The organism is Bradyrhizobium sp. UNPF46, assembly GCF_006658625.1.
Classification (GTDB): Bacteria; Pseudomonadota; Alphaproteobacteria; order Rhizobiales; family Xanthobacteraceae; genus Bradyrhizobium; species Bradyrhizobium nitroreducens.
In genome coordinates this window covers 83,776-100,350 of the sequence record NZ_LFJB01000084.1, presented here as the reverse complement: position 1 = coordinate 100,350, position 16,575 = coordinate 83,776, and the positions used below count along the sequence as shown (strand labels likewise).

The window sequence follows — 16,575 nt, the reverse complement described above, 5'->3', positions numbered from 1 at the left end:
CTCATGACCGGGCTCCCCGCAAAGCTGGCGCGTCAGTTGATCAGGCCAGCGTGCACCATGGCGCTGCGAACCGCAACACGGGTCGGCTCGGAAACCGGCACCATCGGCAAGCGCAGCGTCTCGTCCAGCTTGCCGAGCAGCGACATCGCGTACTTGATCGGCGCCGGATTGCTCTCGATGAAGAGGTTGTTGTGCAACGGCATCAGCTTGTCGTGGATCGCGAGCGCTGCCTTGGCGTCGCCCTTCGCCCAGGCGGCGTGGAACTCGGCGCACAGGCGCGGCGCGACGTTCGAGGTCACCGAGATGCAGCCGTGGCCGCCATGGGCCATGTAGCCGATGATGGTGGCATCCTCGCCCGAGAGCTGATTGAAGTCCTCGCCCATCGCTGCACGCTGCTGCGACACGCGGACCATGCTCGCGGTGGCGTCCTTGACGCCGGCGATGTTCTTCAGCTCCCACAGCCGCTTCATGGTGTCGACCGACATGTCGATCACCGAGCGCGGCGGGATGTTGTAGATGATGATCGGAATACCGATGGCGTCGTTGATCGCCTTGAAGTGCTGGTACATGCCTTCCTGGGTCGGCTTGTTGTAGTACGGCGTCACCACCAGCACGGCATCCGCGCCCGCCTTCTCGGCGTGCTGGGCGAGCTCGATCGCCTCCTTGGTCGAGTTGGAGCCGGCGCCGGCAACAACAGGCACGCGGCCCTTGGCCTCCTCGATGCACCACTCGACCACCTTCTTGTGCTCGTCATGGCTGAGCGTCGGGCTCTCGCCGGTGGTGCCGACCGGGACGAGGCCATTGGTGCCTTCGGAGATCTGCCAATTGACCAGCGAGCGGAACGCCGCCTCGTCCAGCGCGCCGTTTTTGAACGGGGTAACCAAGGCGGTGAACGATCCCCGGAATTTCGTCTTGGCGGCCATGGACTTTCTCCGTACGCGGCTATTCGAGCAAGCCCCCTTCATATCGAGTCTGGCCCGCCGGTAAAAGGTCCGCAGCCCTGTGACGCACCGTTTAGGCCGCGATTTCGCCGTGGTGGTGGTGCAAATCGGTCCGAGGTAAGCGGCTGTTGGTATTTTGTCCGCATATTCAATCAAATACAGCTAGATCTTGAGCCACCTGACTGATTCGGGGCGACGAAACCCGTGACCTCATTCCCTCGTGCCGCCTGGCGATCCACTGGCCTCGTCCTGTGCCTGATGGCAGGGCTGTCGGTTGGCGGCGCCGTTTTGGCCAAGTCCAATGAGACGGCTGCGGAGACCGCCAAGGACACAGCCAAGCCCGCCACCAAGGACGCAGCGAAGGGTTCGTCCAAGGGAGTCAGCAAGGGAGCCAGCAAGGACGCAACCAAGGGCGCGAGCAAGGCCACCACGGCAGCCCCCGCCAAGGACGCCGCGAAGAAGCCAGCCAAGGATAGCGGCAAGGATACCAGCAAGGACACCAGCAAGAGCACCGGCAAAGACGCCGCGAAGGACAAGCCCAGGCCTGCCGCGGCGGCGCCTGCGCCGAAATCACACCCGACCGCCAGCAGTTCGCCGCCGAAACCGGTCCCCGCGCCGGCCGCGACGGCGACCGTCAGACCTTCCGCCCCTGCCCCGCGCCCCATCGCAGCCCCCGTACTGGCGCCGGCGACGCGCCAGCATGCCGCGCCGCGCAAGCCGGTCGTCCCGGCCGCGGTTGCCGCGACGTCGTCGACGTCGCAGGGCGACAAGGAGACTCTGGAGAGCGTCATCGAGCTGGTGCGCAAGCGCAAGGCGGGCGACGCCACCAATGCCGCGGCCGGCATCTCCGATCCGGTTGCGCGAAAACTCGCGGAATGGATCATCCTGCGCAGCGAGGACAATGGCGCGACCGTGGAGCGCTACCGCGCCTTCCTGTCCGCCAATCCGAGCTGGCCGTCGCAGACCTTCCTGCGCCGGCGCCTCGAGGCTGCGATGTGGGACGACAGGCGCGACGAGTCCGTGGCGTGGTCGTGGTTCGAGAGCGAGTCGCCAATCTCCGCCAAGGGCCGCTTCACGCTCGCCAGGGCGATGCTGGCGCGCGGCGATCGCGCCAACGCCGAACGGCTGGTGCGCGAGGCCTGGCGCAGCGATCCGATGTCGGAGGAGACCGAAAACAACGCGCTCGACCAGTTCGGCGCGCTGCTGACGGCCGGCGACCAGAAGGCGCGGATGGACACCCTGCTCTACGGCAGCGAGAACGAGGCCGCGATGCGCGCCGCGAAGCGCCTCGGCGCCGGCTATGTCGCGCTGGCCAAGGCCCGCATCGCCGCCGTCAAGAAGGCGCCCAATGCGCGCGCGCTGCTGGATGCCGTGCCGCGCGAGCTGCACAGCGATCCCGGCTTCATCTTCAGCAAGATCCAGCTGCTGCGCCGCGAGGAGAAGTTCGCGGAAGCGGCGCAGCTGATGCTGTCCGCGCCGAAGGATCCGGGTCGCCTCCACAATCTCGACGAATGGTGGATCGAGCGGCGCCTGCTGGCGCGCAAGATGATCGACACCGAAGAATTCCGCAGCGCCTATCTGATCGCGCGCGACGCCGCGCTGCCTTCGCGCGACATCTACAAGACCGAGCAGGAGTTCACTGCCGGGTGGATCGCGCTGCGCTTTCTCAACGATCCCGCCGCCGCCGCTCAGCATTTTGCCCGCATCGGCGTCGGCAGCGTCAATCCGACCGCGCTGGCACGCGCCGGCTATTGGCAGGGCCGCGCCGCGGAAGCCATGGGCCGCCAGCAGGAGGCTCGCAACGCCTATGCGCGCGCGGCCGAACAGTCGACCAGCTATTACGGCCAGCTCGCCCGGGCCAAGCTCGGCCTGCCGCAGATCGAGCTCAACAGCCAGCCGCGCAGCCGCGGCGCCGAACGGCTCGAGATCGTGCGTGCCGCGCAGCTGCTCTACGAACTCGACGAGCGCGAGATGGCGATCCCGCTGCTGGCCGACATGGGCGAGAACGGCGATCCCGAGGCGCTAGCCGGCCTCGGCGAGCTCACCCAGCGCTACAACGATGCGCGCGGCATGCTGCTGCTCGGCAAGGCCGCGCTCAATCGCGGCCTGCCCTTCGACTTCTACGCCTATCCCGTCAACGGCATTCCGCAATTCACGCCGATCGGCCCCGAGGTCGAGCGCAGCATCGTCTACGCGATCGCCCGGCAGGAAAGCGCGTTCAACCCATCGGTGGTCTCGCCGGCACAGGCCTACGGGCTGATGCAGGTGACGCCGGACGCCGCGCGCTATGTCTGCAAGCGGCATGGCGCGACCTACGATCTCGGGCGGCTGAAGAACGATTCGGTCTACAACGCCACGCTCGGCTCGGCCGAGCTCGGCGGACTGCTCGAGGATTACCGCGGCTCCTACATCATGACCTTTGCCGCCTACAATGCCGGCCGCGGCAGCGTGAAGAAATGGATCGAGCGCTACGGCGATCCGCGCGATCCCAAGGTCGACGCGGTCGATTGGGTCGAGCTGATTCCGTTCTCGGAGACGCGCAATTACGTGCAGCGGATCATGGAGAACCTTCAGGTCTACCGCGCCCGCTTCGGCGGCGGCACCCGCTTGCAGATCGAAGCCGATTTGCGCCGCGGCGCCGGCAGCGTGGAATAGCGCCCCCTCCCTGGAGAGGAACCAGGCCACCTCGATCATCAGATACGTCTGGATTGAGCATGAGGGTCGATACGCTCTCTGGCACCATCGCCTCCGGGATAGGAATCTGCCGTCCCAAGCAACAAGAAAAGGAGGCAAGCCATCAAGACGTTGATGTCCGCTTTTGCTCTTGTCTCCCGTCGATCGGGACGTTGAGCTCCGATCAAGGTCGCAGCCCAGACCGGCAACGGCTCGGGTCGCGGTCCATCGGTCGGATGCTCACTGCCCGGTGCCGCGTCCAGAACTGCAGAAGCGTTCTCGGCTTCAAGACCTTCTTCGAATGCCAAAGCAACAGGATGGAGCGGGGCTGGACCAGCGTCGAGAGCTCCTACCACTGCCGGGCCCTGGACTTGAGATAAGGCCGGTCCGATTCACAACGCGAAAGGCCGCCTCGATGGGCGGCCTTTTTTCGCATCGAGGGCCACCGCTCTCCCTCCTCCTCCTCCTCCTTGGACAGGACCTGTCGCCTCTCGATCCCCCAAAAGAAAAGCCCCGGCGGTTTCCCGCCGGGGCTCTCTAGATCAGGTCGTTAGACCGAGCTTACCAGTTGCGCTGAGCGCGGAGGAGCAGGGTGATGGTGTCCTGATCCTTCAGCTCGTACACAGCGGCCGGCTTGGCCGTCGTGCCGGAACCAACGTAGGCAACGGTGCCCGAGTACTTCTGGTCGAGATGGGTCCAGTTGACGTCGGCCGAGAAGGTCAGGTTCTTGACCGGGGTCCAACGGGTGATCAGACCGATCTGGGCGATCGCGAAGTCAGGGTTACAACCCGTGACACCGGCGAGGCCGCCGAACACGCCGCCAGCACCGCCAGCGCCGCAGAGGGTGGTCTTAGCCAGCGTGCCGTACTGGGCCTGAGCGTAGGCACCGTACAGCGCCGAGTTCCAGTAGGGATCCCAGTTGTGCGTGTAAGCACCACGGAAGCCCCAGGTCTTGACGGTTTCCTGCGCACCGCCCGTGATGAACACGGTGTCCGGAGCGATGGCGAAGCCGACGCTCTGGTAGGCAATGCCGGAGCTGCCGAACATCGAGTAGCTGCCGCCCGCAAGGTTCTGGAAGTTGTAGCGGGACGCGCCGTCGGTGTAGACGCCCTGGATGTTGATCGTGTCACCCGCGCCGGTCGGGATGTTCTTGATCGACAGAGCGAGCTGAACAGCCCAACCCCACTTGTCGTCGGGGTGGCCGGTCGGCTCGGTGGCGCCGTAGTAGGCAACGTGGTTGTCATGCGCAGCGACCGACGCCTGGAACAGGCCCCAAGCCTGGTCGACACGGACCATACCAACGAGGTTCGGCGAACGCGAACCGCCGATGGCGTTGGAGCCGTACGAACCACCGATCATGCCAGCCGCAGTCGCGCCGCTCATGTTCAGGTTGCCGGCCTGGTAGTAGGCCGTCGCGTCTTCAGCCGAGAAGGCCGCCGTCACGCCCTGACCGAAGTCAGCGGTGTAGGTGAACTGGTTGACACCAGTGACCGTGCCGCTGCCGCCGACGAGGCTGTCGAAGTTGTTGCCGGGATAGTTGGTCCAGGGCGCGTCGAACTGCGACACGGCCTTACCCATCGTGAAGCCAGCGAACTGGATGAAGGCGTAGTACACGCCGAGCGAACCGGCCGAGGTGTTGCCGTCAGTGCCGTTGACCGACGAACCAACGAGAGCCGGGGTGGCGCCGGAGGTGTTGAGAGCCAGCGTGCCGCTGTAGGCGGTCGCGCCGGTCGCGCTGCCGGTGCCGGCGTAGTTGCCGGTGGTCCAGGAGAACACGCCGTCGAAGAAGGTACGGACGACGCCGTACTCGGTCGCGGTGCGCGTGTCGATGTTGAGATCTTCACGAGCGCGCATGGTGTAGTAGTTCGTCAGACGGTTGCGCGCGCCGTTGTTCGACGTGAGCTGGCCGCTGAAGTCCGAGTTGGTGTTCAGCGCGACTTCAGCGCGCAGATAACCACCCAGCTTGATGCAGGTGTCGGTGCCCGGGATGTAGTAGAAACCGGCGCCGTACAGCGAGCAGATCTTGACGTATTCGACCGCCTTGGCCTTCACCGGCAGATCGGCTGCTTGAGCTCCGCCCACGGCGATCAGACCCGCCGCTGAGCCGAGCAAAAGGCTCTTAACCAACTTCATGTTAAACCTCCAAGTTGCTCTTCAGGGAAGGTCACTGACCGGACGGCCAATTCCCCAACCCCCTCTAAATCACCGCCTTGGCCCCCTTCGCGCCTTCGGACACACCCGCATGAACGCGAGGGACTTAAGCGAATGACCTAAACGGGACGACCTCGGGATGCCCCCCTCCGTCGCTCAGTCACAATTACCGAACGTCCTTGCACACACAACAACAGAACGCTCCGAAACGGGCCGATGAAGCTTGTTTTCCAACGGGTGTTGCACAAATAACACGCAGATGTGATCGCGGCGCCCTCGCAACATATTGTTTTTGTTGTGATTTTTGAAGCGGTTCCATTCGCCGCCAAAACTCCTCACCTGAGGCAGGCCCGACCGCGCGTCCCGATGTTGCGACGCTGAGCAGGTTCGAATCGTAGAATCAGGCCGATACTCGAGGGCGAAACGCCAACACTGGCGGGCCGGCCGTTCATCTGCGCATCGGAGGCCCTGCCTTCCGACCGCACCGGCAGCGGCGACTCTATATGAGGGGCTCTATTGGACGGCGCCCGGGAGCAAACCGCCTTATTTCGAAAATCGCTGGGAATATTCGAGCGAAAACACACGCTTCCAAATTGACCGGTCCAAGCAATTAGATGCATAAGGCTCGCACCGGAGAGGTGGCCGAGTGGCTGAAGGCAACGCTTTGCTAAAGCGTCATACGGTCTCAAGCTGTATCGAGGGTTCGAATCCCTCCCTCTCCGCCACCCAACAGCAGCATCAATCGAGATCTGTGGGTTCTTTCACCTGAAAGCGGCGGCGCGGCTGCTGCGAAAGCCTGGCGCAAGGATCGGCGCGGCGCGTTCGATTCGCGCCTGTCCTTATATATATGTGCGTCTTAGCGGCGGAACCGCCAGATCCGCCAGTGCGAGGGCGAAATCAGCACCGCCTCGCCGGCCCAGACGTTGAACCAGACGCCGGACCTGCGTCGGCACGGAAAGGGCAACGGCAGGACCCCCGTCTTGTGGAGACGTCCGAGCTCCAAATCGCACTCGTCGGGAGCGATCTGAATCGGCAGCCATCGTCCATTCGTGTCGGGGTCGCTCATGCCGCTCGGGTCTAGGCAGCGGCACGACGAAGAAACTTGATTCAGCGCAACCAGGCCCACCCGTGCGAACACGGGTGTGGATGCGCTTCGCGGTTCAATGAGTGGAGACCCACGCCCTCGCCTCGCGCTGCGCGGCCGAGATCTCGGCATCCGACATCTGGCAGGCCACTTCCTGACGCAGCGCCACGGCGTCCTTGCGGCCCTTCAGCGCGGCGAGGTTGAACCATTTATGCGCGGCGACGAGATCGACGAGCCCGGAGCGGCCGCTCGCCCAATAGATGCCGCGCTCGAACAGCACGTCCGACAGCGCGCTCGCGTCGATCGGCGTTGCGGTCTCCAGATCGAAAGTACCCTGAAACATAACGCATCCCCTTTTTCTTTTTGCCGCCTCGTTCCCCCGAGCGCGGCTCCCGTCCAACTCTGATGTGCATGACCCTTCCCCGGATCGTGCACTGTTCAACTCATCCCCAGGGCTAAGTGCCCATTGCCGTTTGCCGGCTTGTTGGAGGCGATGATGGCGGGCAAATTTGAATGGCAGTTTAAGTATCGCGATGAAGCAGACGTAAACGCGAGCGCGCGCAGGCTGCGCCGGGATTTCAAAAAATCCCTGATTTGCAGGCACTTCTGCAGTTCGTCAGATTCTGTTTACCGCAGGATTTTGGGAGAACGATAACCATCGTGCGCAGTGGCGCGTGTCATGTGGTTACGATGTGTGGAGCGGATCGATGTCGGGGCCGTACCCGCGCTCATTCCAGGCGGGGATTCGTTGCCGCAGCCGATTGCCTCGAACACCACCGTCTCGGGGCACCCGATCGCCCGGCTTGATGTGTCTGCCAATGTCCCGAACGCCTGTCGGTCATGTCCCCGGGCCGGCAGGGCGGCACCGACGCGGACGAAGAAGCGGCATGCGAGCGTCAAGCCGCAAACCCCAACCTGCCCCAAGGCAGTTCGAGCAAAGCAGCACGACCGCGTCGCGCGTCAGATCAGCAATGTCGGGAAAGGGAATGCCGGCAATACCCCGGCCTCAAGAGAACGAGGGCGTCGGCGAACACGTCAGGACCAGATTCCACGGTGGCCCGAAGGCCGCTTGTGAAATTGCGGAGCCCCGCAAGGAGAACCGCACCGAACGAAGAAAACTCGTTTCTTCTGCCGGACCGTCAAGAGAACGATCCGACCGTTGACCTGATGTCTCGCCGACACCCTCTATCGTCGATCAGAACCTCAAGGAGACGCTGATGACGTGCCGGCGCTTAAGCCGGCAACTTCAGAAGTCGAAGTTACTTCTTCTTCTTCGCGACCTTGCGGGTCTTCTTCGCAGTCTTCTTCACTGCGCTCTTCGCCTTCTTCGCCTTCTTCGCTTTCTTGGCCATGTTGCCCTCCGATGTGTGAGATGGCTTTAATCGCTGCATGCAGTCGCGGATCGATTGCACACCAATCCCGAATACACCAACACGACGAAAAAAACATCTTCTCACTTAAGGAAGTGTTGACGACGCAGTGCGCGTGCGCCAGCCGCGTTTGATTTGCGGACACGCAGAGACACGCGTCTGCGATTGCGATTGCGTCTCGCGACGATGACGTCGGCAAGCGCAGCGATTACAAAAAACTCTATGCAGCAAGTGGTATTCTGCGCGTGTGCATGACGCGTGGCCGGTGCGATGAAGCACGATGCAAAGCGTTCGACCGCCGCGCGAAGGCGAGTCGCGGACTCTGAGTCGCGAGTTTTGGCAACGAAATTATTTTCATGCTTAACGGCGGAAGCGCTCGTCGGAGCGTGTGCAAGTCGCCGTTTTGGGCGAATCGCGCCACTGCGATTCGCCCGCTCATCGTGACCTCGGCCGGGTGAAGTCTGTCGCCGATGATGCGCGCGAACGTCGCGTCGAGAACCGAGACGAGGAGACGAAGCGCGTCCGTCCCCTCGTTCGAGCGCGTGACGTCAGACGCCGAGCTTGGACCTGAGCAGGTCGTTGACGCTCTGCGGGTTCGCCTTGCCGCCGGATGCCTTCATCACCTGGCCGACAAACCAGCCGAGCGACTGCGGCTTGTCCTTGACCTGCGCGGCCTTGTCGGGATTGGCCGCGATGATGTCGTCGACAACCTTTTCGATCGCCGAAAGATCCGTCACCTGCTTCATGCCGCGGCTTTCGACCAGCGCGCGGGGGTCGCCGCCCTCCTGCCAGACGATCTCGAACAGATCCTTGGCGATCTTGCCCGAGATCGTGCCCTCGCCGATCAGGTCGATGATGCCGGAGAGCTGCTCGGCGCTCACCGGCGAGCCCGTAATATCCCGGCCTTCCTTGTTGAGACGGCCGAACAGCTCGTTGATCACCCAGTTCGCCGCCATCTTGCCGTCGCGCGCGCGGTTGCCGAGCTTGTCGAGCACGGTCTCGTAGAACACCGCGCTCTCGCGCTCGGCGACCAGCACACTCGCATCATAGGCCGACAGGCCAAGATCGGCGACGAAGCGCGCCTTCTTCTGGTCGGGCAGCTCCGGCAGCTTCGCCTTCAGCTCGTCGACGAACGCCTGACTGAATTCGAGCGGCAAGAGGTCGGGATCGGGGAAGTAGCGATAGTCGTGCGCCTCTTCCTTGGATCGCATCGAGCGCGTCTCGCCCTTGTTGGGATCGAACCGACGCGTCTCCTGCTCGATCTGCCCGCCATCCTCCAGGATCTCGATCTGGCGCCGCGCTTCATACTCGATCGCCTGGCCGATGAAGGTGATCGAATTCATGTTCTTGATTTCGCAGCGGGTGCCGAGCGGCGCCCCGGGCCTGCGCACGGACACGTTGACGTCGGCGCGCAAGGATCCCTTCTCCATGTCGCCGTCACAGGTGCCGAGGTAACGCATGATCGAGCGCAGCTTGGTCACATAGGCCTTGGCCTGCTCGGCGTCGCGGATGTCCGGTTTCGAGACGATCTCCATCAGCGCCACGCCACAGCGGTTGAAATCGATGTAGGACAGCGACGGAGACCGGTCGTGCAGCATCTTGCCGGGATCCTGCTCCAGATGCAGCCGCTCGATACCGATGGTGACCGTCTTGCCGCCGTCGAGATCGACGATCACCTCGCCCTCGCCCACGACAGGCGATTTGTACTGGCTGATCTGGTAGCCCTGCGGCAGATCCGGATAGAAATAATTCTTCCGGTCGAACACCGAACGCAGGTTGATCTGCGCGTTGAGGCCGAGCCCGGTCCGGACAGCCTGTCTGACGCATTCCTCGTTGATGACGGGCAGCATGCCCGGCATCGCCACGTCGACCAGCGAGACCTGGCTGTTCGGCTCGCCGCCGAAGGCGGTGGACGCGCCGGAGAACAGTTTCGACTTCGACGTCACCTGCGCATGAATCTCCATGCCGATGACCATCTCCCACTCACCGGTGGCGCCCTTGAGAAGCTTGCCAGATTTGCGTTCAACGGTCTCGTGCATGTCAGATATCTTCGAAATAGAAAGGCTCAGGTTGGACATGATCTGTTCCGCCACTGGTAAGAAGCTCAAAGCAGCGACAATGAAGAGACCGTTCTTATCGGGATCACGCTCGTCTGAGAAATGATAGGTCTCCTTAGGCAGGTCTAGTCGACCAAACAGATACGTATGTCCAAGCGCGTTTGGGTGGCACCGTTCAGAAAGGTCGAAGTAGAGCTTCTCAGCGCCCGGATGTTGCTTGTCGAAGTTTTTCAGACAAGTGAGAACGTTCTTAGCCTTAGTTTCCGGAGCTTGCTCTATTACTTCAGGATCCCGAATAGCAAAAACTCCTTTTCTCGCAAGCTCGTCTAGCCCGTTGATGTCCTTTTGAGCGAGAAGAGGAGCAGTGAGCTTCTCCAATTCGGCTAGGACGGCCACTGTCTCAAGGAGGGCCCTTCCAGCCAAGAAGGCTGAAACGATGGATCGGCTGTTCCAGCCCAAGGCGACGCCATCAATCAAAGCTACGGTGCGGCGAAGGAGTCCTTGCTGCAAAGCAGCCAAATTCCAAGCGGCCCGTGACCGCAGCTGCCCAGAGTGCCTTATTTCTCGAACTCTAAGTTTTGCGAGACGCTCCGCGCAGGCGTTAAAGTTCGCAATTGCCTCCTTGTCACCGGCCCCCAGACGATCGTCCCAAATCACAGAAGTCGGGCTTTTCAAACCTTCTTTAGCCATCACGCCGCTCCGAGCAGCGTGGCAGCGATCCGCTCCCACTCCGCTTCCAATGAATCCTTTGCCGCCGGTTGGCCGGCCTGGCGGTACCAGTAGCCGGCATTGCCGAGATCGCCTTCGACGCGGTGCAGATAGGCATGCACCCAGGCGGCGTCGCGGCTGCTGTCGTCCTGAACGATCCTGTGCGCCTGGTCCCAATCGCCTTTCGCGGCCCACCAGAGGCCGGCGAGCGGCGCGTTCAGGTCCGGCGCAGGCGCCGCGCCGTCGAGGCTTGCGATGAAGCCAGCGACATTCACCACCACCTCGCGGGCGTGAAGCGGCCGGCCGCCTGCTCGATCACCTCGCCGAGCGAGAACAGCGTCTCCTCGTCGAAGGGACGGCCGATCAGTTGCAGGCCGAGCGGCAGGCCTTGCGCATCCTTGCCTGATGGCACCGCGATGCCCGGCAGGCCCGCCATGTTCACGGTCACCGTGAAGATGTCGTTGAGATACATCTCGACGGGATCGGCGCCGCCCTTCTCGCCGATGCCGAAGGCCGCCGACGGCGTCGCCGGCGTGAGGATCGCGTCGATGCCCTTCGCGAAGCAATCCTCAAAATCCTTCTTGATCAGCGTGCGCACTTTTTGCGCGCGCAGATAATAGGCGTCGTAATAGCCGGCCGAGAGCACATAGGTGCCGATCATGACGCGGCGGCGCACCTCGGCGCCAAACCCTTCGGCGCGGGTATTCTCGTAGAGCTCGTTGATGTTCTTGCCCTGCTCGCGCAGGCCGTAGCGCACGCCGTCATAGCGCGCGAGGTTGGATGACGCCTCCGCCGGCGCCACGATGTAATAGGCCGGCAGCGCGTATTTGGTGTGCGGCAGCGAGACCTCGACGAGCTCGGCGCCGGCCGCCTTCAGCCAGGCCGCGCCCTCGCTCCATAGTTTCTCGATCTCGGCCGGCATGCCGTCGAGACGGTACTCCTTGGGGATGCCGATTTTCATGCCCTTCACGGACTTGCCGATCGCGGCCTCGTAATCCGGCACGGGAACGTCGACCGAAGTGGTGTCCTTCGGATCATGACCGGCCATCGAGCGCAGCAGCATCGCGGCATCGCGTACGCTACGCGCGATCGGACCGGCCTGATCGAGCGAGGAGGCGAAGGCGACGATACCCCAGCGCGAGCAGCGGCCATAGGTCGGCTTGATGCCGACGGTCGCGGTGAAGGCCGCCGGCTGGCGGATCGAACCGCCGGTGTCGGTCGCGGTCGCACCCATGCAGAGTAGCGCCGCCACTGCCGAGGCCGAACCGCCGGACGAGCCGCCCGGCACCAGCGTGGTGTTGCTGCCCTCGCGCCGCCAGGGATTGCCGACGGGACCGAAGCACGAGGTCTCGTTGGCCGACCCCATCGCGAATTCGTCATTGTTGAGCTTGCCGAGCATCACCGCGCCGTCGCGCCAGAGCTGCGAGGTCACGGTGGACTCGTAAGTCGGAACGAAGTTGCCGAGGATCTTCGAGCACGCCGTGGTGCGCACGCCCTTGGTCGCGAACAGGTCCTTGATGCCGAGCGGGATGCCGGCGAGCGGACCGGCATCGCCTCTGGCGATCTTCTCGTCCACGGCCCGCGCCATGTCGCGCGCGCGATCGGGCGTCTCCATCACGAAGGCATTGAGCACCCGCGCCGCCTCGATCGCGGAAAGATGCGCGTCGGTCAGCTCGAGGGACGTGAAAGTCTTGGCCGCGAGACCCTTGCGGGCCTCGGCGAGCGTCAGCGATGTCAAATCGGTCATTTATTGATCGGGCTGCAGAAGAACGGAGACAGGGTCTTGTCGTTGGCCGGGTCGTCTTTTTTCTTGGCGGCAGCGTTCGCGGCGGCCTCGATCTCGTCGAGCACGGCATTGACGGCGACGTTGGGATCGGCAGCCTTGCCCTGCCGATCCATCTTGTCGAGGTAATTCATGTAGGCCTGATAGGCCTTCTCATCGTCGCAAAGCATGCACATGGCACAGGTCCTAAAAACTACTCGACGACCTTCGGCACCAGGAAGAAGTGACCTTCGGTCGCGGGCGCGTTGGCAACGATATCGTCGGCGATCTCGCCGTCGTCGACCAGGTCCTGCCGCTTCTTCATCTGCATCGGGGTGACCGAGGTCATGGGCTCCACGCCCTCGACATTGACCTCCGAAAGCTGCTCGACGAAGGCGAGCATGGCGTTGAGCTCGCCCTGCAGATGCGGAACCTCGCCCTCGGAAACCGCGATGCGCGCCAGATGCGCGATGCGGCGGACGGTAGCGGCGTCGACGGACATTATATAAGGCCTCTCACGGCAAAACCCATGTGCCGTATAGCAGAGGCCGGTTTTGCGCCGCAACCGGCGCCGGGAGCTACCCAGCCAGCGCTTTCATGCGGACCAGCGCCGTTTTGGCGAGATCCCGGGTCAATTCGGCCGCGGGGACCTCACGGCCGAGGCCGATCGCCTGCCCGGCCCAGAGATTGGTGAAATCCACCCTGCCCTGCTTCTCGGCCGCCGTCTTCAGCGGCCCCAGTGCGGTCGCCGCATGGGGAAACGGCGGCGCGTCCGGCGAGATCGGACCGGCCTCGCGCATCAGGCGGTTCTGGACACCCCGCGCGGGCCGCCCGGTCATGACATTGGTGATGACGGTGGAATCGTCTCGCGCCTCAGCCAGCGCCTTGCGGCCGCCGGCGCTGACCTTGGATTCAGGGCAGCGCAGATAGGCGCTGCCGATCTGCACGCCGGAGGCGCCGAGCGCGAAGGCTGCAGCGATGCCGCGCCCGTCGGCGATGCCGCCCGCCGCGATGACAGGCACCTTCACGGCATCGGCGACCTGCGGCACCAGCGCGAACGTGCCGGGCTGCTCGGAGATCTTGTCGGTCAGGAACATGCCGCGATGGCCGCCCGCCTCCGCGCCTTGCGCGATCACGGCATCGACGCCGCGCTGTTCGAGCCAGACGGCTTCCTTGACCGTTGTCGCCGACGAGATGACGAGGCAGCCGGCCGCCTTGACGCGCTTGAGCAGCGCCGGCTCCGGCAGGCCGAAATGGAAGCTGACGACCTCCGGCTTCAGCTCCTCGACCACCTCGCAGAAAGAAGCGTCGAACGGCGCGCGGTTCGCAGCGTTGACCGGCGCCGCGGGATCGAGACCGTGCTCGGTGTAATAGCCGGCGAGCCGCTGCTTCCAGCGCGCTTCGGCCTCGGGCGTGAGATCGATCGGCGTATGGCAGAAGAAGTTCATGTTGACCGGCGCCTTCACGCGCTGGCGAATGATGTTGACCTGCTCGCGCGCCTTCTCCGGAGACAGCATCGCGCTCGGCAGCGAACCGAGCCCACCGCCCTCTGCCACGGCGATCACCAGCTCCGCATCCATTACGCCGGCCATCGGCGCCAGCACGATCGGAAATTCGGTCTTGAAGAGGTCGATCAGTCGACGGTCAGGCCACATGGTTGTTCTCTCTCTTTCTTACCCTCCCCTGGAGGGAGAGGGTCGGTTCGCATGTAGCGAAGCGAAATGCGAAGCGAGGTGGGGTGATCTCTCAACACGGGCACCGCCTCAATGGAGAGGCTGTCACCCCACCCCGCTCGCGCTTCGCGCGATCGACCCTCCCCCTCCAGGGGAGGGTAAGCAATCTACGCTGCTGTCACCGAGTTTCTCCGCCCGGCAAGAAGCTGCTCCGCTTCAACCGTAATCCGCTCGACGAGCTCGGCCGCCGGTGGAATATCATGGATCAGTCCGACCGCCTCACCCGCGATGACGGCCGCGACGTCGAAATTTCCAGCGGCTTTTGCCGCCGCATATTCCGCCGCGACTGCGGCGACATTCTGCAGCAGCTCGACTTCGCGGCCGATCCAGCGCCGGGCGTGATCATTGACGAGGCATCGGCCGGTAAACGGCGCCGGCCAGACATTGTTGCGGGAGAGATCGAAGACGATGCCGCGCACGGTCGAGCCGCTGTTCGCCGCGCAGATGCGCCGCTTGGCCTCCTCCGCGCCGTCGGCCTCCTGGCTGGCATAGAAGCGCGTGCCGAGCAGCACGCCGCTCGCACCCAGCATCATCATGGCGGCAAGCCCGCGCCCGTCGGCGATGCCGCCGGCCGCGACGACAGGCACACGACCTGCGGCGAGATCAACCACGGCAGGCACGAGATCGACCGTGGTACGCGAGGCACCGTGACCGCCCGCCTCCGTCCCCTGCGCGATCAGGATATCGGCGCCGGCATCGAGCGCCTGCCGCGCCATCGCCTCGTCCTGAACCTGGCAGATCAGACGCGCGCCGGCTGACTTGATCCTGACTGCGAACGGCGCGGGATCGCCGAACGACAACATGATCGCGGATGGCTTTGCGGCGAGCGCAATGTCGAGAAGCTCGGGCCGCTTGGCGAGGCTCCAGGTGATGAAGCCGACACCGAACGGCGCACGCAGGCCGGCGAGCTTTGCGGTCTCCCCCTCCAGCCACGCCCTCTCGCCGTAGCCGCCTCCAAGAATGCCAAAACCGCCGGCGCGGCTGACGGCCGTCACCAGACGGCTGCCGGCGACGACATCCATCGGCGCCAGCAGGATGGGATGCCTGATCTCCAGCAAGCTCGTCAGCGGCGTCGCAATGGGCATGACCCCTCCCCGATCTGGACAGCGAGATTAGGCACGACTAACATTCTCGAAAAATGAATTGTTGCGAACGTTGCCATCTCAAAAGCGAAACGATGCCATGGAACTCACGGACATCCAGACCTTTGCCGCCGTCGCCCGCACCGGCGGCATCACCCGCGCTGCGGAAGAGCTGAATACCGTGCAATCCAACGTCACCCAGCGCGTGAAGGCGCTGGAGGCGGAGATCGGCACGGCGCTGTTCGAACGTCACAGCCGCGGCATGACGCTGACCGGCGCGGGCAAGCGCCTGTTGCCTTACGCGCAACGGCTGGCCGCGCTCGCGCGCGAGGCGGTGCTGGCGGCGCGCGACGATGGCGAGCCGAAGGGACCTCTTGCGATCGGCTCGATGGAAACGACCGCCGCGGTGCGGCTGCCGCCGCTGCTCGCCGACTTCCACCGCCGATTTCCCGCCGTGCGGCTCTCCTTGCGCACCGCCACCACGGCCGACCTCGTCGCCGGCGTGCTCGAAGGCACGCTCGACGGCGCCTTCGTCGCAGGTCCGATCGCACATGCCGACCTCGCCGCGACGAGCGCCTTCCGCGAGGAGCTGGTGCTGGTCAGCGCGCGCCGCTGGAGCTCGCTGGCCGAGCTGCGCGCCGGCACGCCGGAATCCGGCCCGACCGCGCTGGTGTTCCGCACCGGCTGCACCTACCGCCAACGGCTCGAGCAGGTCTTCGTCGATTTCGGCTGGCCGTCGGCCGCACGCTTCGAGCTCGGCACGCTCGACGGCATGATCGGCTGCGTCGCCGCCGACATGGGCGTGACGTTGCTGCCGCGCGCGGTCGTCGAACGCAGCGCGATGAACGGCAGCGTCTCGATCCACACGCTGAGCGCTGCCCATGCGCGCGTCGAGACGCTCTTCATCCAGCGTCACGCCGGCCATCAAACCAGCGCGCTGAGCGGCTTTGCCGCCTGCCTGAAGCCCGAGGAGGACGTCATCGCGGCCTGACGCGGTGACGCCACCTCGCTCGG

The 16,575-nt window shown here is 64.2% G+C and carries 12 protein-coding genes and 1 tRNA gene; 3 read left to right on the top strand and 10 right to left on the bottom strand.

The features are described from left to right. Nucleotides 1-32 precede the first annotated feature (32 nt). Nucleotides 33-923 (bottom strand): 4-hydroxy-tetrahydrodipicolinate synthase, encoded by an 891-nt coding sequence (gene dapA / locus UNPF46_RS30370; protein ID WP_142252451.1) that lies wholly within the window; start codon nucleotides 921-923, stop codon nucleotides 33-35. Nucleotides 924-1,199: 276 nt separating this feature from the next. On the opposite strand from dapA, the gene UNPF46_RS30365 reads away from it, so the two are divergent. Next, the gene (locus UNPF46_RS30365) at nucleotides 1,200-3,596 is read left to right on the top strand and encodes a lytic transglycosylase domain-containing protein (RefSeq protein WP_181770182.1); all 2,397 of its coding nucleotides are present in this window, start codon (nucleotides 1,200-1,202) and stop codon (nucleotides 3,594-3,596) included. A 579-nt stretch (nucleotides 3,597-4,175) separates the two neighbouring features. On the opposite strand, the gene UNPF46_RS30360 is transcribed toward UNPF46_RS30365, so the two are convergent. After that, on the bottom strand, nucleotides 4,176-5,747 hold the full coding sequence (locus UNPF46_RS30360) for a porin (protein ID WP_142252449.1): 1,572 nt from the start codon (nucleotides 5,745-5,747) through the stop codon (nucleotides 4,176-4,178). 650 nt (nucleotides 5,748-6,397) lie between these two features. On the opposite strand from UNPF46_RS30360, the gene UNPF46_RS30350 reads away from it, so the two are divergent. Further along, nucleotides 6,398-6,490: transfer RNA gene (locus tag UNPF46_RS30350), tRNA-Ser, on the top strand. A 435-nt stretch (nucleotides 6,491-6,925) separates the two neighbouring features. On the opposite strand, the gene UNPF46_RS30340 is transcribed toward UNPF46_RS30350, so the two are convergent. The 8 genes from UNPF46_RS30340 to UNPF46_RS30290 form a co-directional block, all read right to left on the bottom strand. Further along, on the bottom strand, nucleotides 6,926-7,192 hold the full coding sequence (locus tag UNPF46_RS30340; RefSeq protein WP_100174710.1) for a hypothetical protein: 267 nt from the start codon (nucleotides 7,190-7,192) through the stop codon (nucleotides 6,926-6,928). A gap of 1,575 nt (nucleotides 7,193-8,767) precedes the next feature. Beyond that, nucleotides 8,768-10,258 (bottom strand): Asp-tRNA(Asn)/Glu-tRNA(Gln) amidotransferase subunit GatB, encoded by a 1,491-nt coding sequence (gene gatB, locus UNPF46_RS30320; protein WP_142252446.1) that lies wholly within the window; start codon nucleotides 10,256-10,258, stop codon nucleotides 8,768-8,770. Nucleotides 10,259-10,965: 707 nt separating this feature from the next. Next, nucleotides 10,966-11,265 (bottom strand): hypothetical protein, encoded by a 300-nt coding sequence (locus tag UNPF46_RS30315; RefSeq protein WP_142252445.1) that lies wholly within the window; start codon nucleotides 11,263-11,265, stop codon nucleotides 10,966-10,968. After that, nucleotides 11,256-12,731, bottom strand: a complete 1,476-nt coding sequence (gene gatA / locus UNPF46_RS30310) for an Asp-tRNA(Asn)/Glu-tRNA(Gln) amidotransferase subunit GatA (protein WP_100174706.1) — start codon at nucleotides 12,729-12,731, stop codon at nucleotides 11,256-11,258. Before gatA ends, UNPF46_RS30315 begins: the two co-directional genes overlap by 10 nt. Further along, nucleotides 12,728-12,943: a hypothetical protein gene (locus tag UNPF46_RS30305; RefSeq protein WP_142252444.1), complete on the bottom strand. Its 216-nt coding sequence runs from the start codon at nucleotides 12,941-12,943 to the stop codon at nucleotides 12,728-12,730. The genes gatA and UNPF46_RS30305 overlap by 4 nt, the downstream gene beginning before the upstream one ends. A 17-nt stretch (nucleotides 12,944-12,960) precedes the next feature. Continuing rightward, the gene (gene gatC / locus UNPF46_RS30300; protein ID WP_100174705.1) at nucleotides 12,961-13,248 is read right to left on the bottom strand and encodes an Asp-tRNA(Asn)/Glu-tRNA(Gln) amidotransferase subunit GatC; all 288 of its coding nucleotides are present in this window, start codon (nucleotides 13,246-13,248) and stop codon (nucleotides 12,961-12,963) included. Nucleotides 13,249-13,324: 76 nt separating this feature from the next. Beyond that, entirely contained in the window at nucleotides 13,325-14,401 is a 1,077-nt protein-coding gene (locus UNPF46_RS30295) for an NAD(P)H-dependent flavin oxidoreductase (RefSeq protein WP_100174704.1), read from the bottom strand. Nucleotides 14,402-14,586: 185 nt separating this feature from the next. Then, nucleotides 14,587-15,564 carry an NAD(P)H-dependent flavin oxidoreductase gene (locus tag UNPF46_RS30290; RefSeq protein ID WP_142252443.1) on the bottom strand — a complete coding sequence of 326 codons (978 nt, stop codon included), beginning with the start codon at nucleotides 15,562-15,564 and terminating at the stop codon, nucleotides 14,587-14,589. 97 nt (nucleotides 15,565-15,661) lie between these two features. Between UNPF46_RS30290 and UNPF46_RS30285 the strand changes: the two genes are divergently transcribed. Beyond that, the gene (locus tag UNPF46_RS30285) at nucleotides 15,662-16,552 is read left to right on the top strand and encodes a LysR family transcriptional regulator (RefSeq protein ID WP_100174702.1); all 891 of its coding nucleotides are present in this window, start codon (nucleotides 15,662-15,664) and stop codon (nucleotides 16,550-16,552) included. Nucleotides 16,553-16,575: the final 23 nt, after the last annotated feature.

Coding starts and splice junctions, on each gene's coding strand:
- dapA (WP_142252451.1), bottom strand. CDS start 923: ATGGCCGCCAAGACGAAATTCCGGGGATCGTTCACCGCCTTGGTTACC.
- UNPF46_RS30365 (WP_181770182.1), top strand. CDS start 1,200: ATGGCAGGGCTGTCGGTTGGCGGCGCCGTTTTGGCCAAGTCCAATGAG.
- UNPF46_RS30360 (WP_142252449.1), bottom strand. CDS start 5,747: ATGAAGTTGGTTAAGAGCCTTTTGCTCGGCTCAGCGGCGGGTCTGATC.
- UNPF46_RS30340 (WP_100174710.1), bottom strand. CDS start 7,192: ATGTTTCAGGGTACTTTCGATCTGGAGACCGCAACGCCGATCGACGCG.
- gatB (WP_142252446.1), bottom strand. CDS start 10,258: ATGCACGAGACCGTTGAACGCAAATCTGGCAAGCTTCTCAAGGGCGCC.
- gatA (WP_100174706.1), bottom strand. CDS start 12,731: ATGACCGATTTGACATCGCTGACGCTCGCCGAGGCCCGCAAGGGTCTC.
- UNPF46_RS30305 (WP_142252444.1), bottom strand. CDS start 12,943: ATGTGCATGCTTTGCGACGATGAGAAGGCCTATCAGGCCTACATGAAT.
- gatC (WP_100174705.1), bottom strand. CDS start 13,248: ATGTCCGTCGACGCCGCTACCGTCCGCCGCATCGCGCATCTGGCGCGC.
- UNPF46_RS30295 (WP_100174704.1), bottom strand. CDS start 14,401: ATGTGGCCTGACCGTCGACTGATCGACCTCTTCAAGACCGAATTTCCG.
- UNPF46_RS30290 (WP_142252443.1), bottom strand. CDS start 15,564: ATGCCCATTGCGACGCCGCTGACGAGCTTGCTGGAGATCAGGCATCCC.
- UNPF46_RS30285 (WP_100174702.1), top strand. CDS start 15,662: ATGGAACTCACGGACATCCAGACCTTTGCCGCCGTCGCCCGCACCGGC.